Below are 25,059 nucleotides of genomic sequence, written 5' to 3' on the forward strand. Positions count from 1 at the left end.
CGGGGCGAGTCGTCACGGTCAGTGGTGCGGATGTGACCAAAGGGTCGTCCGGGTCTGGTGCGATCCGGGCCCACCGACACGCCGACCCCGTGAGGGTGCTTGTAGCGCCTCTCGGCGCGCACCTAACTTCATCCACGTCGACCGAGTTGACATAACTGTAAGGCTGAACTTGAGGATGAGGGTCCAGTTGGGGAGCGCCGCATGACACCTCCGCACAACTATCTAGCGGTCATCAAGGTCGTCGGCATCGGCGGCGGCGGGGTGAACGCGGTCAACCGCATGATCGAAGTCGGCCTCAAGGGGGTCGAGTTCATCGCGATCAACACCGATGCCCAGGCGCTGCTGATGAGCGACGCCGACGTCAAGCTCGACGTCGGCCGCGAGCTCACGCGCGGGCTCGGTGCCGGCGCGCAGCCCGACGTCGGCCGGCAGGCCGCCGAGGACCACCGCGAGGAGATCGAGGAGGTGCTCAAGGGCGCCGACATGGTCTTCGTGACCGCGGGCGAGGGTGGTGGCACCGGTACCGGCGGCGCGCCCGTCGTGGCCTCGATCGCCCGCAAGCTGGGCGCGCTGACCATCGGCGTCGTCACCCGTCCTTTCTCCTTCGAGGGCAAGCGGCGCGCGGTGCAGGCCGAGTCGGGCATCGAGGAGCTGCGCAACGAGTGCGACACGCTCATCGTCATCCCGAACGACCGGCTGCTGCAGCTGGGCGACCGGAACGTCAGCGTCATGGATGCCTTCCGCACCGCCGACCAGGTGCTGCTGAGCGGTGTCCAGGGCATCACCGACCTGATCACCACGCCCGGCCTGATCAACCTGGACTTCGCCGACGTCAAGTCGGTCATGTCCGGGGCGGGGTCGGCGCTGATGGGCATCGGCAGCGCGCGCGGCGACAACCGCGCGCTGCTCGCCGCCGAGCAGGCGATCGCCAGCCCGCTGCTGGAGGCCTCGATGGAGGGCGCCCACGGCGTGCTGCTGTCGATCTCCGGTGGGTCGGACCTGGGGCTGTTCGAGATCAACGAGGCCGCCTCGCTGGTCTCGGACGCGGCGCACCCCGACGCCAACATCATCTTCGGTGCCGTCATCGACGACGCCCTGGGTGACGAGGTGCGGGTGACCGTCATCGCCGCCGGCTTCGACGGCGGACGGCCCAACACGCGCAAGGACGGCGCTGCGACCACCGGGTCGCCGCAGCCGCCGGTCTCCACCGGGGCCGCCTCGCCGTTCGCCGCGCACCGGCGTCCGGTGGCCGCACCCCCGGTCGCCACCACGCCGCCGCCGGCGGCCGCACCGGCTCCCGCCCCGGCGCCGGCGGCTCAGCCGGTGACGGGGGAGCGGCTCGCGCAGCAGGCCCCGTCGGCCTCGGGTGGGCGACCGGGTACCGGGGGCGGTCTCACGGTGCCCCCGCTGCCGCCCATCCAGGGCTCGTCGACCAACGGCCGCCGGCCCCTGTCGAACGAGGACTTCGAGGAAGAGCTGGACATCCCCGAGTTCCTCAAGGGCTGAAGGACCCTGCTGCCCCCCGCCCGTCGCGGGCTCAGGGCGGGGTGCTGCAGCAGGGCCGTTCCGCGGGCTCGCCAGGCCGTAGTCTGACGCCCGATGCATACGAATCCGGCCGCTCCGTCGGCGGTGCGACCTCGCAGGGTCGTCACCGACCGGCGGGGCGGCCGTTCCCGTTCCCCCTACGACTCCTTCAACCTGGGCTCCCACGTCGGTGACGACCCCGCCGACGTCGCCGCGAACCGGGCCCGCGTGGCGCGGGAGCTCGGCGTGGGGGAGGACCGCCTGGTCTGGATGGACCAGGTGCACGGCACCGGCGTCGCGGTCGTCGACGGGCCGCAGGCCGGGCCCGTCCCCGGGACCGATGCGCTGGTCACCGCGACCCCGGGCCTGGTGCTGGCCGTGCTGGCCGCCGACTGCGTGCCCGTCCTGCTGGCCGACCACGAGACCGGTGTCGTCGCCGCCGTCCACGCCGGCCGCGAAGGAGTTCGCCAGGGCGTGCTGCCGGCGGCGCTGTCGGCCATGGCGAGCCTGGGCGCCCGCGCGCGGAACGTGACCGCGTTGCTGGGCCCCGCCGTCTGCGGAGCCTGCTACGAGGTCCCCGGGGAGATGCAGCGCGAGGTGGCGCGGGAGGCGCCGGCCGCAGCGGTGACCACCCGGGCCGGCACGCCGGGCCTGGACCTGCGGGCCGGTGTCGAGGACGTCCTCCGTCGCGCCGGCATCCCGGAGGTCGTCCAGGACCCGCGCTGCACCGTCGAGGACCGCACCCTCTTCTCCCACCGCCGTGACGGCGTCACCGGCCGTCAGGCGGGCCTCGTCTGGCTCGAGTGAGGGCCACCCTTCCCCCGGCACCTCGCAGGCCCGGCGCGGGGGCCTGGAGGGTGGTTGTTCCGGCCCGTCACCAGGGGGGACGATCCAGGTCGTGAGCCCGCTCGCCGAGAACCTGCGTGCCGTCCGCGCCCGCATCGACCGGGCCGCGCGGGCCGCCGGGCGCGACCCCGCGACGGTGCAGCTGCTCGCGGTCAGCAAGACCTGGCCCGCCGCCGATGTCCGCGCGCTCGCCGCGCTGGGGCAGCGCGACTTCGGTGAGAACCGGGTCCAGGAGCTCCTGGGCAAGGCGGGGGAGCTCGCCGACGCCGGCGTGCGCTGGCACTTCGTCGGCCAGCTGCAGCGGAATAAGGCCGCCGCCGTGGCCCGCACCGGCGCCGTCGTGCACTCCCTGGACCGCGCGCCCCTCGCCGCCACGCTGGACCGCGCCGGCCAAGAGGCGGGCCGCCCGGTCGACGTGCTCGTCCAGGTCGACCTCGGCGGGCCCGAGGGGGAGGCCGCCGCGCGCGGCGGGGCGACGCCGGAGGAGGTCCCCGCGCTCGCCGACGTGGTGGCCGCGGCGGCCGGGCTGCGGCTGCGCGGCGTCATGGCCGTCGCGCCGCGGGGCGAGCAGGCGGGGCCCGCCTTCGACCGGCTGGCGCGGGTGGCCGAGCGGCTGCGCGCCGACCACCCCGGGGCGGTCGAGATCTCCGCGGGCATGAGCGGGGACCTCGAGGAGGCGGTCGCGGCGGGCGCGACGATCGTGCGTGTCGGAACCGCGTTGTTCGGCGCGCGCCCCCTACCCTGCGGTGAGTTCGAGGAACACCAGCCACGCGAGTCACAGCAGTCACACGAGCCGCGCGAGCACCGGGCGGACGGGGGCGACGTGACGACGACCGTGCAGACGCGACGCTGAGGACACCAGCAGAGGGGGAGGTCCGATGGCCGGAGCCATGCGGAGGATGGGGATCTACCTGGGGCTCGTCGAGGACGACGATCTCCGTGGCTACGGCCGGTACGACGCCCGCCCGTCGGACGAGCTCGAGCACGACCGTCGCTACGGCCGCTACGACCAGGACCGCTACGGCGAGAACTTCGCCGACCGCGGCTACGCCGACGACTACGCCGACGACGAGTACGCCGACGACGAGGTCGCCGAGGTGCCCGCCGCCCGTGACCCCGAGCCCCTGTCGGTGCGCCGGGTCCAGGCCCGCCCGCTCGGCCTCGCGCCGACCGGCGCGGCTGCCGGGTCGACCGGCTCCCGTGTCCTGAGCACCACCAGCGGCCCCGTCGCCGCGGCCGGCCTGGCCGTGCGCGAGCCGGTCGTGGCCCCCGAACCCGAGCCAGAGGCGGCACCCGCACCCGTGGCCAAGAGCTACCAGGTCGTCACGCTCCACCCGCGCACCTACAACGAGGCGCGCACCATCGGTGAGCGGTTCCGCGACGGCATGCCGGTCATCATGAACCTGACCGAGATGGACGACGCCGACGCCAAGCGCCTCGTCGACTTCGCTGCGGGACTGAGCTTCGGACTGCGCGGTAGTATCGAGCGCGTCACGGCGAAGGTGTTCCTGCTCAGTCCGCAGGACGTCGCCGTCACCGCTGAGGACAAGGCGAAGATCCGCGAGGGCGGGTTCTCCCAGAAGTCCTGAGCGGCGCGCAGTGGAGTCGGCACCCGGTGGTGCCCTGATCGAGCGGGGCCCGTGTCTCTTTTCTGGCAGATCGTCTCGTCGGTGCTGCTCGTCTTCCTCGTGCTGCTCTTCGCGCGGTTCGTCGTCGACTGGGTGATGGTGCTGGCGCGCAGCTGGCGTCCGTCGGGCGCGGTCGCGGCCGGTCTGGAGATCGTCTACTCGACCACCGATCCACCGCTGAAGGCCGTGCGGAAGGTCATCCCGCCGTTGAACCTGGGGTCCATCCGACTGGACCTCGGGTTTATGGTGCTGCTGATCGCCGTGGTGGTCCTCCGGAACATCACGCTCGCACTCGCATGACCGCTGAAGCCCCTGGGGTCCAGAGCCGTGGGACGGTGGCGTTCCGTCGCCGCCCCACGACGCCCCTGTTCCCGCCGTCCGACCTGAGGTGACCTGAAGATGCCACTCACGCCTGCCGACGTGCACAACGTCGTCTTCAAGAAGCCGCCCATCGGCAAGCGGGGCTACGACGAGGACGAGGTCGACGCCTTCCTCGACGTGGTGGAGGCCGAGCTGGCCCGCCTGATCGAGGAGAACAACGAGCTGCGCTCCAGCGTCGGCCGCGCCGGCGCGCGTGCCGAGGAGCGGCCCGAGCCGCCGACCCCCGCCCCGGCACCGGCGCCGCAGGCCGCGCCCGCGCCGCCGGTCCAGCCCCGGGAGGACGACAGCGCCCGTGCCTCCCGGATGCTGGCGCTGGCCACCGAGACGGCCGACCGGTACGTCAACGAGGCGAAGACGCAGTCCGAGCAGATGCTCTCCGGCGCCAAGACCAACAGCGAGCGCTTGATGTCCGAGGCCCGGGCCAAGAGCGAGCAGATGGTCGCCGAGGCCAAGCACCGCGCGGACTCCATGATCGGTGACGCGCGCACGCGCGCCGAGACGATGGAGCGCGAGGCCCGCGCCAAGGCCGCCGCGCTCGACCAGGACGCCGAGCGCCGGCACGTCGAGGTCATGGGCGGCCTGGAGGAGAAGCGCACCAGCCTGGAGCGGAAGATCGAGGAGCTGCGCACGTTCGAGCGCGAGTACCGCACCCGGCTGCGGTCCTACCTCGAGTCGCACCTGCGCGACCTGGACAGCCGCGGCTCGGCCGAGCCCGCCGCCGCCGGCCGGCAGAACCAGCACGCCAGCGCCTGAGCCGGCGCACCACGAAGGCCCCGGACCTCTCGGTCCGGGGCCTTCGTGCTGGAACGGCCTCGTTCAGGGGCCCGGTGCGAGCGTGCGAGTGCCGGGGAGCAGGAGGTCCTTCACCCCTTGACGCTCCCGGCGAGCAGGCCGCGCACGAAGTAGCGCTGCAGCGCCAGGAACACGATCAGCGGCAGGATGATGGAGACGAACGCGCCCGCCGCGAGCAGGTACCAGTCCGACCCGCGGGTGCCCACCATGTCGGCCAGCCGCACGGTGAGCGGGGCGACGTCCTGTGCCCCACCGGCGAAGGTGAGGGCGACGAGCAGGTCGTTCCACACCCACAGGAACTGGAAGACGGCGAACGCCGCGATGGCCGGGGTGAGCAGCGGCAGCAGCACCTGGAAGAAGATCTTCACGTGCCCCGCGCCGTCCATGCGGGCGGCCTCGACGAGCGAGGGCGGGATCTCCTTCATGAAGTTGTGCAGCAGGAAGATCGCCAGGGGCAGGGCGAAGATCGCGTGCGACAGCCAGATGGTCCAGAACGACCCGGCCAGCCCGCCGTCGACGTACAGGCTCAGCAGCGGGATCAGCGTCACCTGGATCGGGACGACCTGCAGCGAGAAGACGGCGACGAACAGGATGTTGCGGCCCTTGAACTGCACCCAGGCGAACGCGTAGGCCGCCAGCAGGGCCAGGGTGATCGGGATGACCACCGCCGGCAGGGTGATGACCAGCGAGTTGACGAACAGCGACGCGAAGTCGGTGCCGCCGTAGAGGACCTGGTTGTAGTTGTCGAGGGTGAACTCCGGGTTCGTGAACGCCGTCCACCAGCCGGAGCGGCGGATGTCGAGCTCCGGCCGGAAGGAGGTGACCAGCAGGCCCAGGATCGGCACGGTCCAAAGGACGGCGATGACGATCGCGATCATCGACGCGGCCGGGGAGGTGAGCCGCTTCTTGGCCCGGGCCGCACGGGTGTGCGTCCGCCCGCGGGTGTCCACCTCCCCGGGTACCGGGGCCATGACGGGGGTCGTGGTGGTCATCGGACCTCCTCGGCCAGGCGCAGCTGGCGGACGTTGTAGGCGATGATCGGGATGACCAGCAGGAAGAGCAGCACCGCCAGGGCGGCGCCGAGGCCGAAGTTGAACTGGCGGAAGGCCTGCGTGTAGAACTCGTTGGCCACGACGCTGGTGCCGAAGTTGCCGCCGGTCATCGTCCGCACGACGTCGAAGACCTTGAGCGTGACGATCGCGATCGTGGTGAGCACGACCACGAGGGCCGGGCGGATGCTGGGCACGGTGACGTAGCGGAACATCTGCAGGCCACCGACGCCGTCGAGCCGCGCCGCCTCGACGATGTCGTCGGGGATCGCCTTGATCGCCGCGGAGAGCACCGTCATGGCGAACCCGGCCTGGATCCAGATCATCACGACGATGAGGAAGAAGGTGTTCGCGGGCGCGGTCAGCAGGAACTGCTGGGGCTCGAAGCCCAACGAGACCAGAAGCTGGTTCAGCAGGCCGATCTGGTTCACCCCCGGCTGGTCGGGGCGGAACTCGTAGACGAACTTCCAGATGACGCCGGCCGCCACCATGGAGATCGCCATGGGCAGGAAGATCAGCGCCTTGGCCAGGGACTCGAAGCGGGTGCGGTCGACCAGGTAGGCGTAGACCAGCCCGAGGGTGGTGGTGACGACGGGGACCACGAGCACCCAGAGCACGGTGTTGACCAGGACGGTCTGGAAGTTGTCCTCGGTGAAGACCGTCGCGTAGTTCTCCAGGCCGACGAACTCCGAGCCGTCCCGGTTGTAGAACGAGCCCCGCACGGTCTCCAGCGCGGGGTACACCAGGCCGACCAGCAGCAGGAGGAACGTGGGGCCGAGGAAACCGGCGACGACCACCCAGGTGGGTACCCGCTTGGGCCGGTCCACGGCGAACAGGATCGCGCCCATCACGACGGCGAACAGCAGGATGGCGACCACCATCAACGCGATCTTGTGCCCTGCGGTGTTCGCCTCCAGGAACCACTCCACCGGTGGTCACCTCCTTCCGACGGTGGATGCCGGGGGACGGCCGCAGCCGTCCCCCGGCATCCGGGGTGAGGGCGTCCGGTCAGCCGTGCGGCTGCCGGGCGCCCGGTGTCACGACCGCGAGGTCAGGACGCCGGCCAGGCCTGCTCGACGTCGGTGAGGACGGCCTCGGTGGGCTTGTCGTTGGCGATCCAGTTGGTCAGCTCGGTCCACAGGCGACCGGCGCCGATCTCGGCCGGCATGAGGTCCGAGCCGTCGAACCGGAACACCGACTCCGGGTCCTGGAACAGCTCGGCGGAGAGCTGGTCCACCGGGGACTCCAGGTTCTCGACGTCCAGGCCGGTGTTGGCGCTGACCCAGCCCGGGCCGGAGACCTGGGCCTTGATGTTGGCCCACTCCGGGGAGGAGAGGTAGGTCTGGAACGCCTGGGTGGCCGGGTCGTCGTTGAACGCCGCGGTGAACTCGCCGCCCCCGAGGACGGGCGCGGACTCGCCCTCGATGGGCGGCAGCGGGAAGGCGAAGACGTCGCCGTCCGGGCCGACCTCGGTGCCCTCCGGCCAGTTGGCCTGGTAGAAGGACGCCTGGCGGTGCATCCAGCAGCTGCCGTCGAGGATGGGCAGACCGGCGTCACCGAACTCGGTGGACGCGATCGACTGCACCTCGCCGAGGCCGCCGTTGACGAACTCGGGGTTCTTGAGGATCTCGCCGACGGTGTTCAGCGCCTCGACGATCTGGGGGTCGTTGAACGGGATCTCGTGGTTGACCCACTGGTCGTAGACCTCGGGGCCGGCGGTGCGGAGGACGACGTCCTCGAGCCAGTCGGTGGCCGGCCAGCCGGTGGCGTCACCGGAGCCGATGCCCGCGCACCACGGCTTGGCGCCGGTGGCGGCGATCTCCTCGGAGAGGGCGATCATCTCGTCCCAGGTCTGCGGGACCTCGTAGCCGGCCTCCTCGAACGCCGCGGGCGAGTACCAGACGAAGGACTTGGCGTTGGCGCCCAGCGGCGCGGCGTAGAACTCGCCGTCGACGCTGCCGTACTCCTTCCAGCTCTCGTCCCAGTACTCGTCGACGTTCGCCTCGGTCTGCTCCGGGGCGGCCACGACGTCGCCGGAGCGGACGAGGTTGGCCAGCAGACCCGGCTGCGGGATGAAGGCGATGTCGGGGGCGTTGCCGCTCTGGGTGCGGACGACGAGCTGCGCCTCGAACTCGCGGGAGCCCTCGTACTGGACGTCGACGCCGGTGCACTCCTCGAAGGGCACGTACGAGTCGATGTGCGGCTGGTCCTCGGGGTCGACGATCGAGGTGTAGACGGAGACCGTCTCGCCCTCCAGGTCGCCGAACTCCTCGTAGGGCGCGCAGTCGATCTCCGTGTCGGCGGCCGCCGCGCCGCCGCCACCGCCGTCGACCTGGTCCGCGCCGCACCCGGTGAGCAGGAGCGTCAGCCCCAGCCCGCCGGCCACTGCCGCTGCCCCGCGGCCTCTCGCGCGCTTGCTCATGTGGTCCCTCCAAAGTCCTGCGGCTCCGTCGCCGCATCGTGTGACTGCGAGCTCGGCACCCGGTCCAGGGCCCGGCCCGTCACATCCGTGCGGCGAGGTTAGCCGCGCGGAAGACCCCCTGCGGCAACGTTGCCGTAACAGTTGTGCAGGATCCGAGCGGTTGTGCACGTCCGGGTGACTGCGCGCCGCGGAGCATATGGGAGCGCTCCCACGGCGGCTCGCCGCCGACCCACGATCGGGGGACGTCCCGTCCGCCGCCCGGTGACCCGGTCGGGCACGTCGTCGGCGCCGTGGTGGTCCAGGCGGCCACCGCCGTGCCACAGTGACGGCACCGTTCGGCGCAGGAAGGGACCCATGGCCGCCATCACGTTCGACCACGCCACGCTCGTCTACCCGGGGGCGACCCGCCCGTCGGTCGACGCGCTGGACCTGCAGATCGCCGACGGCGAGTTCCTCGTGCTGGTCGGCCCGTCCGGCTGCGGCAAGTCGACGTCGCTGCGGATGCTCGCCGGCCTGGAAGAGGTCACCGACGGCCGGATCTGCGTGGGTGAGCGGGACGTGACCCACCTGCCGCCGAAGGACAGGGACATCGCCATGGTGTTCCAGAACTACGCGCTCTACCCGCACATGACGGTCGCCGAGAACATGGGGTTCGCCCTCAAGATCGCCGGCGTCTCCAAGGAGGAGCGGGCGACCCGCGTCCAGGAGGCCGCCCGCATCCTCGACCTCGAGCCCTATCTCGACCGCAAGCCCAAGGCGCTCTCCGGCGGCCAGCGGCAGCGGGTCGCGATGGGCCGGGCCATCGTGCGCCAGCCCCAGGTCTTCCTGATGGACGAGCCGCTGTCCAACCTCGACGCCAAGCTGCGCGTGCAGACCCGCACCGAGATCGCCGCCCTGCAGCGCCGGCTCGGGGTGACGACGGTGTACGTCACCCACGACCAGGTCGAGGCCATGACGATGGGCGACCGGGTCGCCGTGCTCAGCGAGGGGGTGCTGCAGCAGGTCGACACGCCCCGCAACCTCTACGACAGGCCGGCGAACGTGTTCGTCGCCGGCTTCATCGGCTCGCCGGCGATGAACCTGGTCCCGGTGACGCTGACCGACGGTGGGGCGCAGGTCGGCGGGCAGGCGGTCCCGCTGCCGCGCGAGGCGCTCTCCACCATCGCCCGCGAGGGCGGCACCACCGCCACCCTGGGGTTCCGGCCGGAGTCCGTCGAGTTCGTCGCCGCGGGTCAGGGCATCCCCGTCGAGGTCCTCATCGTGGAGGAGCTCGGCTCCGACGCGTTCGCCTACGGCCGGCTGGCCACCGCGGTGGAGGGGCTCGACGACCAGAAGCAGATCGTGCTGCGCGCCGACCCCCGTCGCCCACCGGCGAAGGGCGAGGTCGTGCACGCGGCCATCCGGCCGGGGGAGGCCCACCTCTTCTCCGCGGAGACGGGGCTGCGGGTCACCGAGACCCCGGTCTGACCCCCGCGCCGCTCCGGAGCGGCGCGGGCGTCCGAGGGGCGGGTGCGGCGCGGCGCGCCCTACAGTCCCCCCTGTGATCGTGATCGCCGCGCTGCTCGTGCTGCTGGGCCTCGGTCTCTTCGTGGGCGGGCTGCTCACCGGCACGACGGCGCTGTACTGGGCCTGCGTCGGGGCGTGCGTGGTCGCCGCGGCCGTCCTGGTCGTGGCCCGCCGGCAGATCGCGGCGCGCGCCGGGGAGCCGGCGGGCGGCGCGGCCGCGGGGGCCACCGCCTCGGCGGCGGCCACGGGCGTGCCCGCCGCCCCGGCGACCCCCGCGACCACGCCCGACGCCGGGCCGGCGGCGACCGGGCCGGACCTGGCGACCGGCGCGACGGCCGTCCCCCCGGCGACCCCGCCGACCGCCGAGCCGGCCCCGCCGACCGCCGAGCCGGCCCCGGCACCGCCGGTCGAGCACCCGGCCGCGCCGGCTGGGCCTCCGACGGGCGGTCACGCCGCGGTGGGCCGGCCGCGGGAGCTGCGTGAGCTGGGGGAGCCCCCGGTCGAGGAGGTCGAGGTCACCGACCTGCTGATCATCGTGGACCTCACCGACGAGGTGCTGGTGGTCGACGAGCACCCGCGCTACCACGTGCCCGGCTGCGTGCACCTGCAGGGCCACGAGCCGATCCCCCTGCCGCTGGACGAGGCGCGCACCGACGGGTTCACCCCGTGCGGCGCGTGCCGGCCCGACCGCCAGCTCGCCGACCGGGCCCGCGCCCGCAAGGCCCGGGGCGCCTGAGCCCCCCCCGGGCGCCCTACGCGGAGGCCTTGGCCACCCAGAACCGCGAGCCCTCCGGGCCCTCGACGCCGTCCCCGGCCCCCGGGGTGCCCGCGTGGACGGCGACGGCCAGCACCTCGCCGGCCAGCTGCTCGGCGTGCTCGGTGAGCGCCTGCGCCATGACGCCGCCGGCGGTCCAGGACAGCTCGATCCGGTCGCTGACCTCCAGGCCGCTGCCCTTGCGGGCCTCCTGGACCAGGCGGACCGCCTCCCGCACCAGGCCGGCCCGCTCCAGCTCCGGGGTGAGGGCGAGGTCCAGCGCCACGGTGAGCCCGCCGGTGCTCGCCACGGTCCACCCCTCGCGCGGGGTCTCGGTCACGATGAGGTCGCCCTCGGCCAGCGCGACGTCCACGCCGTCGACCTCGACGCTCGCGGTGCCCGACCGGTAGGCGGCCACCAGCGCCGGGGCGTCGGCCGCCGCGACGGCCTTGGCCACCGCCTGCACCTGCTTGCCCAGCCGGCGGCCCACCGATCGGAAGTCGATCTTCACGCTGACGTCGACCAGGTCACCGCCGACCGCGGCGAGCTCGAGCACCTCGGTGACGTTGAGCTCGTCGGCCACCTCGGCCACCAGGTCGCGGGGGAGCGAGGCCCACCCGGGGGCCGCCACGACGGCGCGTGCCAGCGGCTGCCGGGTGCGCACCTTGGCCGACGTGCGGGCGGAGCGGCCCAGCTCCACCAGCCGGCGGACCAGCGCCATCTGCTCGACGAGGGCGTCGTCCAGCGCCGCCTCGTCCACCGCGGGCCACGAGGCCAGGTGCACCGAGTCCGGCGCGTCCGAGCCGGCCAGGCCCGGGACGACCGCCCGTGCCCACACCTCGTCGGTGACGAACGGCGTGAAGGGGGCCATGAGCCGGGTCAGCCCGTCGAGCACCTCGTGCAGGGTGCCCAGCGCCGAGGGGTCGCCGTCCCAGAACCGGCGCCGCGACCGCCGCACGTACCAGTTGGAGAGGTCGTCGACGAACTGGGCCAGCAGCCGCCCGGCGCCCTGGGTGTCGAAGTCCTCCAGCGCCGCGGTGACGTCGCGGGTGACCGCGGCGAGCTCCGCCAGCGCCCAGCGGTCCAGCAGCGGCCGCTCCTCGCGCGCCGGCGCGGGCGCGGCTCCGTCTCCACCCGGCCCACCCCAGCCGTTGGTCTCGGCGTACAGGGTGAAGAAGCTGGCGGTGTTCCAGTAGGTGAGCAGCACCTTCCGGACGACCTCGGACAGCGTCTCGTGCCCCACCCGCCGGGCCGACCAGGGCGAGCCGCCGGCGAGCATGAACCAGCGGACGGCGTCGGCGCCGTGCCGGTCCATCAGCGGGATCGGCTCGAGGATGTTGCCCAGGTGCTTGCTCATCTTCCGGCCGTCCTCGGCCAGGATGTGGCCCAGGCAGAGCACGTTCTCGTAGGAGCTCCGCTCGAACACCAGCGTGCCGACGGCCATCAGCGTGTAGAACCAGCCGCGGGTCTGGTCGATCGCCTCGCAGATGAACTGCGCCGGGTACGCGGCCTGGAACTCCTCCTGGTTGCGGTGCGGGGCGCCCCATTGGGCGAAGGGCATCGACCCGGAGTCGTACCAGGCGTCGATCACCTGACGGACCCGGCGGTACGTGCCCTCCTCACCGGGCAGCGTGAACGTGACCTCGTCGATGAACGGCCGGTGCGGGTCGAGGTCGGACAGGTCGCGGCCGGTCAGCTCGGAGAGCTCGGCCAGCGAGCCGACGGCGACCATCCGCGACGGGTCGGCGTCGTTGCGCCAGATCGGCAGCGGCGTGCCCCAGTACCGGTCGCGGGACAGCGCCCAGTCGACGTTGTTGTGCAGCCAGTCGCCGTAGCGGCCGGTCTTGATGCTCTCGGGGTACCAGTTGGTCCTCGCGTTCTCGGCGAGCAGCTGGTCCTTGATCTGGCTGGTGCGGATGTACCAGGACGGCTGCGCGTAGTACATGAGCGGCGTGTGGCAGCGCCAGCAGTGCGGGTAGGTGTGCTCGTACCGGATCTCGCGGAAGAGCACGCCGCGGCTCGTCAGGTCCTCGACGAGGGCGGGGTCGGCGGCCTTGAAGAAGTGGCCCCCCACGAGCGGCACCTCGGTGAGGAAGTGCCCGGTGGCGTCGATCGGGTTCACCACGGGCAGGCCGTAGCCGCGGCAGACGGCGAGGTCGTCGGCGCCGAAGGCGGGGGACTGGTGCACCAGGCCGGTGCCGTCGTCGGTGGTCACGTAGTCGGCCAGGACGACGAAGTGCGCGTCGCCCTCGGGGAACTCCACCAGCTCGAACGGCCGCTGGTAGTGGGTGCGCTCCCACTCCCGGCCCGGCGCCCGGCCGAGCACCTCGGCGTCCTCACCGAGGACGGCGGCCAGCAGCGGCTCGGCCAGCACCACCGGGACGTCGTCGCTACCGGCGGCGCGGGCGACGACGTAGGCGACGTCGGGGTGCACGGCGACGGCGGTGTTGCTGGGCAGCGTCCACGGCGTCGTCGTCCAGACGAGCAGGTCGGCCTTGCCGGCCCACGCGCCGTCGGTGATGGGCAGTCGCACGTACACCGAGGGGTCGGTGATGGTCTCGTACCCCTGGGCGACCTCGTGGTCGGAGAGACCGGTGCCGCAGCGCGGGCAGTAGGGGGCGACCCGGTGGTCCTCGACCAGCAGGCCCTTCTCGAAGACCTGCTTGAGCGACCACCAGACGCTCTCGATGTAGGCCGGGTCCATCGTCCAGTAGGCGGTGGACATGTCGACCCAGTAGCCCATGCGGTGGGTCAGCTCGGTGAAGGCGTCGACGTGGCGCTCCACCGAGGCGCGGCAACGGGCGTTGAACTCCGCGATGCCGAAGCGCTCAATGTCGGGCTTGCCGGCGAAGCCGAGCTCCTGCTCGACGGCGATCTCGACCGGCAGGCCGTGGCAGTCCCAGCCGGCGCGGCGGGGCACGTGCCAGCCCTGCATCGTCTTGAACCGGGGGAAGACGTCCTTGAACGCGCGCGCCTCGATGTGGTGGGTGCCGGGGCGGCCGTTCGCGGTCGGCGGCCCCTCGTAGAAGTTCCACTGCGGGCGGCCCTGCGAGGCCTCCAGCGACCGGTCGAAGACCTTCTCGCTCTCCCAGCGTTCGAGGATGCGGTGCTCGAGGGCGGGGAGGTCGACCTGCGGGGGCAGCGCGGCGAAGGGACCGGTGGGAGCACTCACGGCAGCCATTCTCCCCGAACCGGCAAACACACCTCCGGTGGGGAACCCGACGCCTCCGGCGGCGCCCGGCCCGACCGGTCCGGGGGCGCGTCCCCGGGTGCCCCCGACCCGCCGTCCGCCTGCACCCGCGGGGGTCGGCACGGCGGTGCGGAAGACTGCCCCCATGGGGCGGGCACGGTGAACACCACGGTCACCGTCGCCCTCGCCCTGGGCGCCGGGGTCGTGCTCCTCGCGGCCGTGGCGCTGCGCCTGGCCGACCGGATCGGGCTGCCCAGCCTGCTGCTGTACCTGGCCATCGGCGTGGTGCTCGGGGAGAGCGGGCTCGGCATCCAGTTCGACGACGCCGAGCTCACCCAGACCCTCGGCGTCGCCGCGCTGGTCGTCATCCTGGCCGAGGGTGGGCTGACCACCCGGTGGGCCGACGTCCGCCGCGCGATCGGCCCCGGGCTCAGCCTCGCCACCGTCGGCGTCGCGGTGAGCGTGGTGGTCACGGCGGGGATCACGGTGTGGCTGCTGGAGGCGTCCTGGGGCTTCGCGCTCCTGCTGGCCGCGGTCATCGGCTCGACGGACGCCGCCGCCGTCTTCGCGGCGCTGCGCCGGCTGCCGCTGCCCCGCCGGCTCGCCGCCGCCCTCGAGGCGGAGAGCGGCCTCAACGACGCCCCGGCGATCCTCCTGGTGACGACGCTGGCCGCCGTCCTCACCGACACCGGCGCGGGCGCCTGGTGGCTGATCCTCCTCCAGGTGGGGGCCCAGCTCGTCGGCGGCGCCGTCCTCGGCGTGGTCACCGGGCTCCTGGGGGCCGAGCTGCTGCGGCGGGTGGCGCTCCCGCTGGCCGGCTTCTACCCGCTCGCGACGCTCTCGCTCTGCGTGCTCGCCTACGCGACCGCGACGCTGGCGTGGACCTCCGGGATCGTCGCGGTGTACCTGTGCGGCGTCGTGCTGGGCAACGTCGCGCTGCCGCACCGGACGGCGAGCATCGGCTTCGCCGAGGGCATGGCGTCCCTGGCCCAGATCGGGCTCTTCGTCCTGCTGGGCCTGCTGGTCTCGCCGCCCCGGTTGCTCGACGCCCTGGTCCCGGCCCTCGTCGTCGGAGGCGCCCTGCTGCTGGTGGCCCGGCCCCTCTCGGTGCTGCTGTCGCTGGTGTGGTTCCGGTGGCCGTTGTCCCAGCAGGCCTTCGTGTCGTGGGCCGGGCTCCGGGGGGCCGTGCCCATCGTCCTCGCGACGTTCCCCGTGACGGCGGGGGTGCCGGGCGCGGCGCGGATCTTCGACACCGTGTTCGTGCTGGTCGTCGTCTTCACGCTCGTGCAGGGCTGGTCCCTGCCCTGGGTGGCCCGGCGGTTGCGCATCGGGGCGCCGATCGCACCGCGGGAGATCCAGGTGGAGGCGGCGCCCCTGGAGGAGCTCGACGCCGAGCTGATGCAGATGCGGGTGCCGGAGGGGTCCCGCCTGCACGGCGTCTACCTGCCCGAGCTGCGGCTGCCCGAGGACGCCGCCGTGGTGCTCATCGTGCGGGACGGCCGGGCCTTCGTGCCGGACAGCACGACGCGGCTGATGCGCGGCGACCAGGCGCTGCTGGTGTCGGCCCGCGCCTCGCGGGCCGAGGCCGAGCGGCGGCTGCGGGCGGTCAGCCGTGCCGGCCGGCTGGCCATGTGGCGTGGGGAGGACGGCCGCCCCGACGTCACCGACTGACGCACGACCACCTTTCCCTGCGACGCACGTCCCCTGGCGGGTTGCCGTTCCAGCACGTCACCGGGTCTCCGGCGTGGGATCGTGGCGGCAGCACCCTGACTTCCCTCCCGGAGCGCCCCATGCGGTACCTGTTCCGACCACCGGCCACCGATGCGGCCGGGTTGCTGTCGCTGCCGTGGGAACAGCCGCTGGAGGAGTGGGACGAGGACCTGCTGCTCGACGTCCCCTCGCGCGGCATCTCCCGGCACGTCGTCCGCTTCGTCGCCGCCGAGGACCGGGTCTACGCGCTCAAGGAGATCGACGAGCGGCTGGCCCGGCACGAGTACGCGCTGCTCGCCCAGTTCGAGAGCGAGGGGTTGCCGACGGTCTCCGTGCTCGGCATCTGCATCGACCGGCCCGACGAGCAGCCGGCGATCCTGGTCACCCGGTACCTCGAGTACTCGATGTCCTACCGGTGGCTGTTCTCCGGCCGGCGCGGCGGCCAGTCGGCCGAGCAGCTGCTCGACACCATGGTCGTGCTGCTGGTGCGGCTCCACCTGGCCGGCGTCTTCTGGGGCGACTGCTCGCTCTCCAACACCCTCTTCCGCCTCGACGCCGGCGCCTTCGCCGCCTACCTGGTGGACGCGGAGACCGTCGAGCGCCACCCGCGGCTCTCACCGGGGCAGCGCCGCTACGACGTCGACCTCGCCCGGGAGCGCGTCGGCGCCGAGCTGCTCGACCTGCAGTTCGGCGGCCTGCTGCCCGAGGGGATCGACCCGGTCGAGGTGGCCGAGAGCCTGCCCCCCCGGTACGAGCTGCTCTGGGAGGAGGTCACCCGCGAGGAGGTCTTCCGCACCGACGAGCAGCGCTACCGCGTGGCCGAGCGCCTGCAGCGGCTCAACGAGCTCGGCTTCGACGTCGGTGAGGTGGAGCTCCGCACGACCGACGAGGGCACCCGGCTGCGCGTGCACACCCGGGTGGCCGAGCCCGGGCACAACCGCCGGGAGCTGTTCCGCCTCACCGGGCTGGAGGTCCAGGAGCGGCAGGCCCAGCGGCTGCTGAACGACGTCCGGGCCTTCCGCGCCTATCTGGAGCAGAAGTCGGGTCAGCCGGTGCCCGAGACGATCGCCGGCCACCGCTGGCTGGCCGAGGTGTACCAGCCGGTCGTCGACGCCATCCCCGAGCACCTGCGCGGCCGGCTCGAGCCGGCCGAGGTCTTCCACGAGGTCCTCGAGCACCGGTGGTTCCTGTCGGAGAAGGCCGGCCGCGACGTCGGGACGACGAAGGCCGCGCGCTCCTACTTGGAGAACGTCCTGCCGGGCATGCCGCAGGAGCTCACCACGCCCTCGGTCATCGCCGGCCGCGGATAGCCCGGCACGTGCGGCGCCCGACGGGGTCTCGGTCCGATCGCGATCGCTGCCTCGGGAGCCGTTCGAATTGACACCCCCTGTGAGCTGTATCACGCTCCGATGACCGTCGTGATCTCGGTCGGGCACATGCCAATGGAGACGAGGACTCATGCCGAATGCTCCCGGTAAGAAGCGCCGGAGAAGAAGGGCAGCGGGTGCCGCGGCATCGCTGGTCGCGGTCTCGGCGTTGGCGGCCTGTGGCGGCGACTCGGGCGACGACAGGACGCTCACCTGGTACACGAACCCCGACTCGGGTGGGCAGGCGGAGATCGCCGCGCGCTGCACGGAGGCGGCGGGCGGCGCCTACACCATCGAGACGGCGCAGCTGCCCCGTGAGTCCTCGCAGCAGCGGGAGCAGCTCATCCGGCGGCTCGCGGCGGAGGACGACTCCATCGACCTGATGAGCCTGGACCCGCCCTACATCCCCGAGTTCGCCGAGGCCGGCTTCCTGGCCCCCGTCCCCGAGGACGTCGCCGAACGGGTGACCGAAGGCGTGGTGCAGAGCGCCGTCGAGGGGTCGACCTGGGACGACGAGCTCGTCGCGGTCCCGTTCTGGGCCAACACCCAGCTGCTCTGGTACAAGCAGTCGGTGGCCGAGGCCGCCGGGCTGGACATGGAGGAGCCGGTCACCTGGGAGCAGCTCGCGGCAGTGGCCGAGGAGGAAGGCACCCAGATCGCCGCCCAGGGCATCCGCGCCGAGGCGCTCACGGTCTGGGTCAACGCGCTCATCGAGGGGGCGGGCGGCTCGATCATCGAGGAGACCGCCGAGGCCCCGGAGGACATCGAGCTCGGCCTCCGGTCCGAGGCCGCCGTGGAGGCGGCCCGGGTGATGGAGTCGGTGGCCCCCGTCGGTGGCCCGGCGTTCTCCACCGCCGGCGAGGACGCCAACGTGACGGACTTCGAGGAGGGCGACGCGGCCTTCATGGTCAACTGGCCCTTCGTCTGGCCGCGGGCCCTGGGCGCCGTCGAGGCGGGCACGCTCGAGCCGTCCGTGCCCGAGGACTACGGGTGGGCGCGCTACCCGCGGACCGTCGAGGGCGAGGAGAGCAGGCCTCCCTACGGCGGGATCAACATCGGCGTCGGTGCCTTCAGCCAGAACACGGACCTGGCCTACGAGGCCGCCGAGTGCATCGTCTCCGAGGAGAACCAGACCTACTACTTCCTCACCAACGGGAACCCGGCGGCCCTGGCGTCGGTGTACGACGACCCCGAGGTGCTCGAGGAGTTCCCGCAGGCCCCGCTCATCCGGGAGTCGCTGGAGGCGGCCGCACCCCGGCCGCAGACGGTCTACTACAGCGAGGTCTCCGGGGCGCTGCAGCGCGTCTACCACCCGGCGAGCTCCGTCGAGCCGGGGGTCACCGGCGAGGAGGCCGCCGAGCTCATCCAGGCCGTCCTGGCAGGGGAGGAACTGCTGTGACCCAGACCACGCTTCCCCCGGTCAAGAAGACAGAACCGGTCTCGGCGCCCAAACGGGGGCTGAGCGACCGGTCGCGCAGCGAGCGGAAGCTCGGCTGGCTGCTGGCCGGCCCGGCGTTCGTGGTGATGCTGGCGGTCACCGCCTACCCGATCGCCCAGGCCATCTACGAGTCCCTGTACTCCTACCGGCTGACCGACCCGGCCAACCGGGAGTTCACCGGGCTGACCAACTACTGGGTGATCCTCACCGACCCGATCTGGTGGCAGGCCATCTGGGTCACCGTCTTCATCACGGTGGTCACGGTGGCGGTGGAGCTGGTGCTCGGCTTCGGGCTCGCCATGGTCATGGCCAAGGCGCTCAGCAACATCCGGCCGGTGGTGCGGGCGGCGATCCTCATCCCGTACGCGGTGATCACCGTGGTCTCCGCCTTCGCCTGGCAGTTCGCCTTCGACATCAACACCGGCTTCGTCAACTCCTGGTTCGCCTGGATCCCCGGGGTCACCGAGAACACCGACTGGTTCGGCGACAGGTGGCAGTCGCTGCTGGTGATCTGCCTGGCCGAGATCTGGAAGACCACCCCGTTCATCTCGCTCCTGCTGCTGGCCGGTCTGGCGCAGGTCCCCGAGGTGCTGCAGGAGGCGGCGAAGGTCGACGGCGCCACGTGGTGGCAGCGCCTGTGGCGGGTGACGATCCCGAACATGAAGGCGGCGATCATGGTCGCCCTGCTGTTCCGCAGCCTGGACGCCTTCCGGGTCTTCGACAGCATCTTCATCATGACCGGCGGCGCCAACGGCACGGAATCGGTGTCGTTCCTCGCCTACCGGCAGACGATCGCCCGGCTGGAGATCGGTCTCGGGTCCGCGGTCTCGGTGCTGCTGTTCCTCGTGGTGGTGCTGATCGCTTTCAGCTTCATCAAGGCATTCAAGGTCGACCTGGCCTCGACGCGGGGGGAGTGACGGTGTCCACTCGAAGAAAAGTCATGTGGTGGATCGGTGGCGCGATCATCGTCGTCTACGCGCTGTTCCCGATCGCCTGGATCATCTCCATCTCGCTGAAGGCCCCGTCGGACATCGCCAACGGCCAGTTCCTGCCGACCGACGTCTCCTGGGAGAACTACGAGACGATCCTGACCGGGAACGCCAGCGAGCTGTTCCTCCCGGCGCTCCGCAACTCGTTCGGCATCTGCCTCATCGCCACAGCGATCTCCTGCCTGCTGGCGATGTTCGCCGCGTACGCCATCGCCCGCCTGGACTTCCCGGGCAAGAAGGTCATCCTCTCGACGGCGCTGGCGGTGGCGATCTTCCCGGTCATCTCGATCGTGACGCCGCTGTTCAACGTGTGGCGGCAGATCGGTCTCTACGACACCTGGCCCGGCCTGATCCTCCCGTACCTGTCGCTGACCCTGCCGATCTCGATCTGGACGATGTCGGCGTTCTTCCGGGAGATCCCGTGGGAGATGGAGCAGGCCGCCCAGGTCGACGGGGCGACCACCTGGCAGGCGTTCCGCAAGGTGATCGTCCCGCTGGCCGCTCCTGGCGTCTTCACCACGGCGATCATCGCGTTCTTCATCGCCTGGAACGACTTCGTCTACGGCATCGTCCTGACCTCCACGGAGGCGGCCCGACCCGTACCCGCGGCGCTCGGGCTGTTCAGCGGTGCATCCCAGTTCGAGGACCCGACCGGCGCGATCGCGGCGGCGGCCCTGATCGTGACGGTCCCCGTCGTCGTCCTCGTGCTCCTCTTCCAGCGGCGCATCGTCGCCGGCCTGACCAACGGTGCGGTCAAGGGCTGACCGTCATGACCCCCACCAGCTGCACCTCATCGACCCACCGAGGGGACGAACACTGATGGCCTCCATCGAGATGAAGAACATCGTCAAGAAGTACGGCGACGGCTTCCCGGCGGTCAACGACGTCAGCCTGGACATCGCCGACGGGGAGTTCATGATCCTCGTCGGCCCGTCCGGCTGCGGGAAGTCGACGCTGCTGCGGATGATCGTCGGCCTCGAGGACATCACCAGCGGCGACATGATCATCGGCGGCAAGCGGGTCAACGACCTCGCACCCCGGGACCGCAACCTCTCGATGGTGTTCCAGAACTACGCCCTGTACCCGCACATGACGGTGTACGAGAACATCGCCTTCCCGCTGCGGCTGGCCAAGACCCCGGACGACGAGGTCCGCCGGAAGGTGGAGGCGGCGTCCGACGTGCTCGAGCTCAAGGAGCACCTGGAGCGCAAGCCGGCCAACCTCTCCGGTGGTCAGCGGCAGCGGGTCGCCATGGGTCGGGCCATCGTCCGCGACGCCGAGGCTTTCCTCTTCGACGAGCCGCTGTCCAACCTCGACGCCAAGCTCCGCGGGCAGATGCGCACCGAGATCTCCCGGCTGCAGCGCCGGCTGGGCATCACGACCGTCTACGTCACCCACGACCAGACCGAGGCCATGACGCTCGGCGACCGGGTCTGCGTGCTCCGCCAGGGGAAGATCCAGCAGGTCGCGTCGCCGCGCGAGCTGTACGAGCAGCCGGTCAACCTCTTCGTCGCCGGGTTCATCGGCTCCCCGCCCATGAACTTCCTGCCGGCGACCCCGGAGGGCAACCGGCTGCGGACCCCCTTCGGCGACATCGAGCTCGACGAGAAGCGCATGGCGGCCGTCGCCGGGCACGACCTGCTGCTGGTGGGGATCCGACCGGAGTACTTCGAGGACGCGTCCCTGGTCGACGAGGCCAAGCGCCCGGTGGGCTCGATCTTCCGGGCGCGGGTGGACGTCACCGAGTGGCTGGGTGACTCGCAGTACGCCTACATCCCCTACGACGCCCCCGACTCGATCAAGGTCCAGCTGCGCGAGCTGTCCAGGGAGCTCGACAGCGAGGAGCTGCGCACCCAGGCGATCGTGTCGATCGACGCGACCAGCCGGATCCGGGAGGGCCGCGAGGCGGAGTTCTGGCTGGACAGCCGCAAGGTGCACGTGTTCGACCCGGAGTCGGGGGAGAACCTCACCCGCGATCCCGAGGCCGGCGCCGAGCTCACCCGCATGGCGACACAGGACCGGGTCGAGCAGCTCGAGGACTCGCAGGCGGGCGGCGCGCGTGCCGATGGTGCACCCGCACGCGGGGCCCAGGTGGGCGGGGCCACGGCGGCCTCGGCCTGAGGACGGACCGCCCCTCGGCACCGATGGCGCGGGACGAGTGGTGGCGGGACGCCGTCGTCTACGAGGTGTACCTGCGGAGCTTCGCCGACTCCGACGGGGACGGGGTCGGCGACCTCGGCGGCCTGCGCCGTCGGCTGCCCTACCTGGCGGAGCTCGGCGTCGACGCCCTCTGGATCACCCCCTGGTACCCCTCGCCCATGGCCGACGGGGGGTACGACGTGGCCGACTACTGCGACATCGATCCTCGGTTCGGCACGCTGGCGGACGCCGACGCACTGCTCACCGAGGCGCACGCATGCGGCCTGCGCGTGATCACCGACCTGGTCGCCAACCACACCTCCGACCAGCACCCGTGGTTCCGTGCGGCCCTGGCCGCCGGGCCGGCATCGCCCGAGCGGAGCCGCTACTTCTTCCGCGACGGCCGGGACGGCGGATCGGTGCCGCCCAACGACTGGATCAGCGCCTTCGGCGGCCCGGCCTGGACGCGGGTGCGCGAGCCGGACGGCTCGCCGGGGCAGTGGTACCTGCACCTGTTCGCCCCGGAGCAGCCCGATCTGGACTGGGACCACCCAGGGGTCCGGGAGGATTTCGACGCGATCCTGAGGTTCTGGTTCGACCGGGGGATCGACGGCATCCGGGTCGATGCCGCCCCCGCGATGGCGAAGGCCGAGGGCCTCCCCGATGCCGGTCACGGCCCCGGGGCACTGTTCGAGTCCCGCAGCTGGGTGGGCAACCCGCACTGGGACGTCGACGGCGTGCACGAGATCTTCCGACGCTGGCGGCGCATCGGGGACAGCTACGAGGGCGGGCGGCTGTTCGTCACCGAGGCGGTCGTGAACGGACCCGAGCGGCTCAGCCGCTACGTGCGGCCGGACGAGATGCACACCAGCTTCAACTTCGACTACCTGGCCGCACCGTGGGACGCCCGGCACCTGCGCACGGTCATCGACGCCAGCCTCGCCGCCCTGGAGCCCGTCGGTGCCCCGGCGACCTGGGTGTTGTCCAGCCACGACGAGACCCGGCACGTCACACGCTTCGGGCGGGCCGAGAGCGCCGCCGCGACGATGGGCTTCGACGCCGGGGCGACCGGCACCGACCTCGCGCTGGGGCTGCGCCGCGCCCGTGCCGCCGCGCTGCTCACTCTCGCGTTGCCGGGGTCCGCCTACGTCTACCAGGGCGAGGAGCTGGGGCTGCCCGAGGTGGAGGACCTGCCGGTGGACGTGCTGCAGGACCCGACCTGGGAGCGCTCCGGCCGCACCGCCCGGGGCCGCGACGGCTGCCGCGTACCGCTGCCCTGGGAGGGGAGCCGCCCTCCGTTCGGCTTCACCGTGGACGGGGTCGAGCCCTGGCTGCCGCAACCTCCGGGGTGGGCGTCCCTGACGGTGGCCGCCCAGTGGGCCGACCCCACCTCGACCCTGTCGCTGTACCGCGCCGCCCTGGGGCTCCGCCGGCGCACACCCGGCCTGCGTGGCGCGAGCTTCTCCTGGCGGACGACGGCCGACGACGTCCTCGCCTTCGACCGCGGGCCGTCCTTCCGGTGCGTGGTCAACCTCTCGGGCGAGCCGCTGGACCTGCGCGGCGCGGGCCGTCGGCTCCTCTCCAGCGAGCCCGGTGCGGAGCTGCTGGCGCCCGACACGGCGGTCTGGCTGGACCCCGGCGCGTCCTAGCCGCTCCGGCCAGCCGGGGCCGGCGGCCGGCCCGCGCGCGGCTATCGTCGTCGGCACCGCCGGGTCAGCCGGACGGTGCCCATCCATCGAGGAGCCCGACCTGTCCGAGCACGCCGATCCGGCCGACGGCGCGACCGGCGGCTCCTCCGCCGTGGAGCCGGCCGGCCGCCCCCGCACCCGGTTGCTGCTCTCCCTGGCCGCCGTCGTCCTGGTGCTCGACCTGGTCACCAAGGTCGTCGTCGTGGCCACCATCGAGCCGGGGGAGGACATCCGCGTCCTCGGCGGGGCCCTCTACCTCACCAACCTGCGCAACACCGGGGCCGCGTTCTCCTTCGCGGAGGGCGCCACGGTGGTGTTCAGCCTGATCGCGGTCGTCGCCGCCGTGGTCATCGTGCGGGTCGCCCGCCGCCTGCGGTCGGCCGGCTGGGCGGTGGCGCTGGGGCTGGTCCTCGGCGGGGCCGTGGGCAACCTCGTCGACCGGGTGTTCCGCGACCCGGGGTTCCTGCGCGGCGGCGTCGTCGACTTCCTCTCGGTGTTCGGTCCCGACGGGCGCGTGTTCCCGGTGTTCAACGTCGCCGACTCGGCCATCGTCTGCGGCGGAATCCTCGGCGTCCTCCTGGCGCTGCGCGGCATCGAGTTCGACGGCACCCGCAGCGGCGCCGGCGACCGGCCCGGCGCCGCCTGAGGGAGAGCCGCTCCGGTCCCTCTCCCCGGTCGGCAGTCACAATGGGGGACGTGACCAGCACTCCCGGCCTGCACCGGGCCCTCCCGGTGCCCGACGGCCTGGAGGGCCAGCGGGTGGACCAGGCCCTGTCCCGGCTCTTCGGCCTGACCCGCACTGCGGCGGCCGACCTCGCCGACGAAGGCCGCGTCGTCGTCGACGGCCGGGTCCGCGGCAAGGGGGACCGGCTCACCGGCGGCAGCTGGCTGGAGGTCGAGCTGCCGCCGCCACCCGGCGAGCCCGCGCCCCCGCAGCGGGTCGAGGGGATGACGGTCCTGCACGACGACGACGACCTCGTGGTCGTCGACAAGCCGGTCGGGGTCGCCGCCCACCCGAGCCCCGGCTGGGAGGGGCCCACGGTCATCGGGGGTCTGGCCGCCGCCGGCTACCGCGTCTCCACCTCCGGCGCCGCCGAGCGCCAAGGCGTGGTGCACCGCCTGGACGCCGCCACGACCGGCGTCATGGTGGTCGCGAAGAGCGAGCGGGCCTACACCGCGCTCAAGGCGGCCTTCAAGGAGCGCACGGTCGAGAAGGGCTACCACGCCCTCGTGCAGGGCCACCCCGACCCGTCGCGCGGCACCATCGACGCGCCGATCGACCGGCACCCGCGGCACGACTGGAAGTTCGCCGTCGTCAGCGGGGGGCGGCCGTCGGTGACGCACTACGAGGTCGTGGAGGCGTTCGCCGCCGCCAGCCTGGTCGACATCCGGCTGGAGACCGGCCGCACCCACCAGATCCGCGTGCACTTCTCCGCGCTCCGGCACCCCTGCGTGGGCGACACGACCTACGGGGCGGACCCCACGCTCGCCGCCCGGCTCGGCGTGGCCCGCCAGTGGCTGCACGCGGTGCGGCTGGGCTTCCCCCACCCGGCCGACGGGCAGTGGGTCGAGTTCACCAGCGAGTACCCGCCCGACCTCGCCGGCGCGCTGGCCCTGCTGCGCGCCGAGGCCTGAC

General features: G+C 72.6%; 21 protein-coding genes. 17 read left to right on the top strand and 4 right to left on the bottom strand.

The window, feature by feature from the left end:
- Window positions 1-201: 201 nt before the first annotated feature.
- From ftsZ to wag31, 6 genes are all read left to right on the top strand, one after another.
- Window positions 202-1,506, top strand: coding sequence for a cell division protein FtsZ (ftsZ, locus tag ACI792_RS06455; RefSeq protein ID WP_456601872.1), 1,305 nt, complete (start codon window positions 202-204; stop codon window positions 1,504-1,506).
- Window positions 1,507-1,599: 93 nt separating this feature from the next.
- On the top strand, window positions 1,600-2,331 hold the full coding sequence (pgeF, locus tag ACI792_RS06460) for a peptidoglycan editing factor PgeF (protein ID WP_456601873.1): 732 nt from the start codon (window positions 1,600-1,602) through the stop codon (window positions 2,329-2,331).
- Between the two features lie 91 nt (window positions 2,332-2,422).
- On the top strand, window positions 2,423-3,223 hold the full coding sequence (locus ACI792_RS06465; protein ID WP_456601874.1) for a YggS family pyridoxal phosphate-dependent enzyme: 801 nt from the start codon (window positions 2,423-2,425) through the stop codon (window positions 3,221-3,223).
- A 25-nt stretch (window positions 3,224-3,248) separates the two neighbouring features.
- The gene (locus ACI792_RS06470) at window positions 3,249-3,959 is read left to right on the top strand and encodes a cell division protein SepF (RefSeq protein WP_456601875.1); all 711 of its coding nucleotides are present in this window, start codon (window positions 3,249-3,251) and stop codon (window positions 3,957-3,959) included.
- Window positions 3,960-4,010: 51 nt separating this feature from the next.
- Entirely contained in the window at window positions 4,011-4,298 is a 288-nt protein-coding gene (locus ACI792_RS06475; RefSeq protein WP_456580878.1) for a YggT family protein, read from the top strand.
- Between the two features lie 99 nt (window positions 4,299-4,397).
- Entirely contained in the window at window positions 4,398-5,132 is a 735-nt protein-coding gene (wag31, locus tag ACI792_RS06480; RefSeq protein ID WP_456601876.1) for a DivIVA-like cell division protein Wag31, read from the top strand.
- 110 nt (window positions 5,133-5,242) lie between these two features.
- Here wag31 and ACI792_RS06485 read toward each other — a convergent pair whose 3' ends face one another.
- The 3 genes from ACI792_RS06485 to ACI792_RS06495 form a co-directional block, all read right to left on the bottom strand.
- The gene (locus ACI792_RS06485; RefSeq protein ID WP_456601877.1) at window positions 5,243-6,163 is read right to left on the bottom strand and encodes a carbohydrate ABC transporter permease; all 921 of its coding nucleotides are present in this window, start codon (window positions 6,161-6,163) and stop codon (window positions 5,243-5,245) included.
- Window positions 6,160-7,149, bottom strand: coding sequence for a carbohydrate ABC transporter permease (locus ACI792_RS06490; RefSeq protein WP_456601878.1), 990 nt, complete (start codon window positions 7,147-7,149; stop codon window positions 6,160-6,162). Before ACI792_RS06490 ends, ACI792_RS06485 begins: the two co-directional genes overlap by 4 nt.
- Before the next feature lie 122 nt (window positions 7,150-7,271).
- A complete protein-coding gene (locus tag ACI792_RS06495) occupies window positions 7,272-8,642 on the bottom strand; it encodes an ABC transporter substrate-binding protein (protein WP_456580874.1) in 1,371 nt (456 codons plus the stop codon).
- Between the two features lie 354 nt (window positions 8,643-8,996).
- Between ACI792_RS06495 and ACI792_RS06500 the strand changes: the two genes are divergently transcribed.
- Window positions 8,997-10,109, top strand: a complete 1,113-nt coding sequence (locus ACI792_RS06500; RefSeq protein ID WP_456601879.1) for an ABC transporter ATP-binding protein — start codon at window positions 8,997-8,999, stop codon at window positions 10,107-10,109.
- 73 nt (window positions 10,110-10,182) lie between these two features.
- A complete protein-coding gene (locus ACI792_RS06505) occupies window positions 10,183-10,884 on the top strand; it encodes a hypothetical protein (protein WP_456601880.1) in 702 nt (233 codons plus the stop codon).
- Window positions 10,885-10,900: 16 nt separating this feature from the next.
- Here ACI792_RS06505 and ileS read toward each other — a convergent pair whose 3' ends face one another.
- Complete coding sequence (ileS, locus tag ACI792_RS06510) at window positions 10,901-14,074, bottom strand: isoleucine--tRNA ligase (protein WP_456601881.1); 3,174 nt, start codon at window positions 14,072-14,074, stop codon at window positions 10,901-10,903.
- Window positions 14,075-14,251: 177 nt separating this feature from the next.
- Between ileS and ACI792_RS06515 the strand changes: the two genes are divergently transcribed.
- The 9 genes from ACI792_RS06515 to ACI792_RS06555 all read left to right on the top strand — a co-directional run bounded on the left by ACI792_RS06515 (window position 14,252) and on the right by ACI792_RS06555 (window position 25,058).
- The gene (locus ACI792_RS06515) at window positions 14,252-15,763 is read left to right on the top strand and encodes a potassium/proton antiporter (protein ID WP_456601882.1); all 1,512 of its coding nucleotides are present in this window, start codon (window positions 14,252-14,254) and stop codon (window positions 15,761-15,763) included.
- Window positions 15,764-15,882: 119 nt separating this feature from the next.
- On the top strand, window positions 15,883-17,112 hold the full coding sequence (locus tag ACI792_RS06520; protein ID WP_456601883.1) for a DUF4032 domain-containing protein: 1,230 nt from the start codon (window positions 15,883-15,885) through the stop codon (window positions 17,110-17,112).
- 148 nt (window positions 17,113-17,260) lie between these two features.
- Window positions 17,261-18,568, top strand: coding sequence for an extracellular solute-binding protein (locus tag ACI792_RS06525; RefSeq protein WP_456601884.1), 1,308 nt, complete (start codon window positions 17,261-17,263; stop codon window positions 18,566-18,568).
- A complete protein-coding gene (locus ACI792_RS06530; RefSeq protein WP_456601885.1) occupies window positions 18,565-19,524 on the top strand; it encodes a carbohydrate ABC transporter permease in 960 nt (319 codons plus the stop codon). Before ACI792_RS06525 ends, ACI792_RS06530 begins: the two co-directional genes overlap by 4 nt.
- 23 nt (window positions 19,525-19,547) lie before the next feature.
- The gene (locus ACI792_RS06535) at window positions 19,548-20,360 is read left to right on the top strand and encodes a carbohydrate ABC transporter permease (RefSeq protein WP_456601886.1); all 813 of its coding nucleotides are present in this window, start codon (window positions 19,548-19,550) and stop codon (window positions 20,358-20,360) included.
- Window positions 20,361-20,415: 55 nt separating this feature from the next.
- Window positions 20,416-21,717 carry an ABC transporter ATP-binding protein gene (locus ACI792_RS06540; protein WP_456601887.1) on the top strand — a complete coding sequence of 434 codons (1,302 nt, stop codon included), beginning with the start codon at window positions 20,416-20,418 and terminating at the stop codon, window positions 21,715-21,717.
- A gap of 23 nt (window positions 21,718-21,740) precedes the next feature.
- Complete coding sequence (locus ACI792_RS06545) at window positions 21,741-23,384, top strand: glycoside hydrolase family 13 protein (RefSeq protein WP_456601888.1); 1,644 nt, start codon at window positions 21,741-21,743, stop codon at window positions 23,382-23,384.
- Between the two features lie 151 nt (window positions 23,385-23,535).
- On the top strand, window positions 23,536-24,069 hold the full coding sequence (gene lspA / locus ACI792_RS06550) for a signal peptidase II (protein WP_456580863.1): 534 nt from the start codon (window positions 23,536-23,538) through the stop codon (window positions 24,067-24,069).
- Between the two features lie 41 nt (window positions 24,070-24,110).
- Entirely contained in the window at window positions 24,111-25,058 is a 948-nt protein-coding gene (locus ACI792_RS06555; protein WP_456601889.1) for an RluA family pseudouridine synthase, read from the top strand.
- The last annotated feature ends 1 nt before the right edge of the window (window position 25,059 follow it).

The sequence above is a fragment of the Blastococcus sp. SYSU DS0669 genome, assembly GCF_054050895.1.

Coding starts and splice junctions, on each gene's coding strand:
- ACI792_RS06495 (WP_456580874.1), bottom strand. CDS start 8,642: ATGAGCAAGCGCGCGAGAGGCCGCGGGGCAGCGGCAGTGGCCGGCGGG.
- ACI792_RS06485 (WP_456601877.1), bottom strand. CDS start 6,163: ATGACCACCACGACCCCCGTCATGGCCCCGGTACCCGGGGAGGTGGAC.
- ACI792_RS06525 (WP_456601884.1), top strand. CDS start 17,261: ATGCCGAATGCTCCCGGTAAGAAGCGCCGGAGAAGAAGGGCAGCGGGT.
- ACI792_RS06555 (WP_456601889.1), top strand. CDS start 24,111: ATGGGGGACGTGACCAGCACTCCCGGCCTGCACCGGGCCCTCCCGGTG.
- ACI792_RS06500 (WP_456601879.1), top strand. CDS start 8,997: ATGGCCGCCATCACGTTCGACCACGCCACGCTCGTCTACCCGGGGGCG.
- ACI792_RS06545 (WP_456601888.1), top strand. CDS start 21,741: ATGGCGCGGGACGAGTGGTGGCGGGACGCCGTCGTCTACGAGGTGTAC.
- wag31 (WP_456601876.1), top strand. CDS start 4,398: ATGCCACTCACGCCTGCCGACGTGCACAACGTCGTCTTCAAGAAGCCG.
- ACI792_RS06540 (WP_456601887.1), top strand. CDS start 20,416: ATGGCCTCCATCGAGATGAAGAACATCGTCAAGAAGTACGGCGACGGC.
- pgeF (WP_456601873.1), top strand. CDS start 1,600: ATGCATACGAATCCGGCCGCTCCGTCGGCGGTGCGACCTCGCAGGGTC.
- ftsZ (WP_456601872.1), top strand. CDS start 202: ATGACACCTCCGCACAACTATCTAGCGGTCATCAAGGTCGTCGGCATC.
- ACI792_RS06520 (WP_456601883.1), top strand. CDS start 15,883: ATGCGGTACCTGTTCCGACCACCGGCCACCGATGCGGCCGGGTTGCTG.
- ACI792_RS06470 (WP_456601875.1), top strand. CDS start 3,249: ATGGCCGGAGCCATGCGGAGGATGGGGATCTACCTGGGGCTCGTCGAG.
- ACI792_RS06535 (WP_456601886.1), top strand. CDS start 19,548: ATGTGGTGGATCGGTGGCGCGATCATCGTCGTCTACGCGCTGTTCCCG.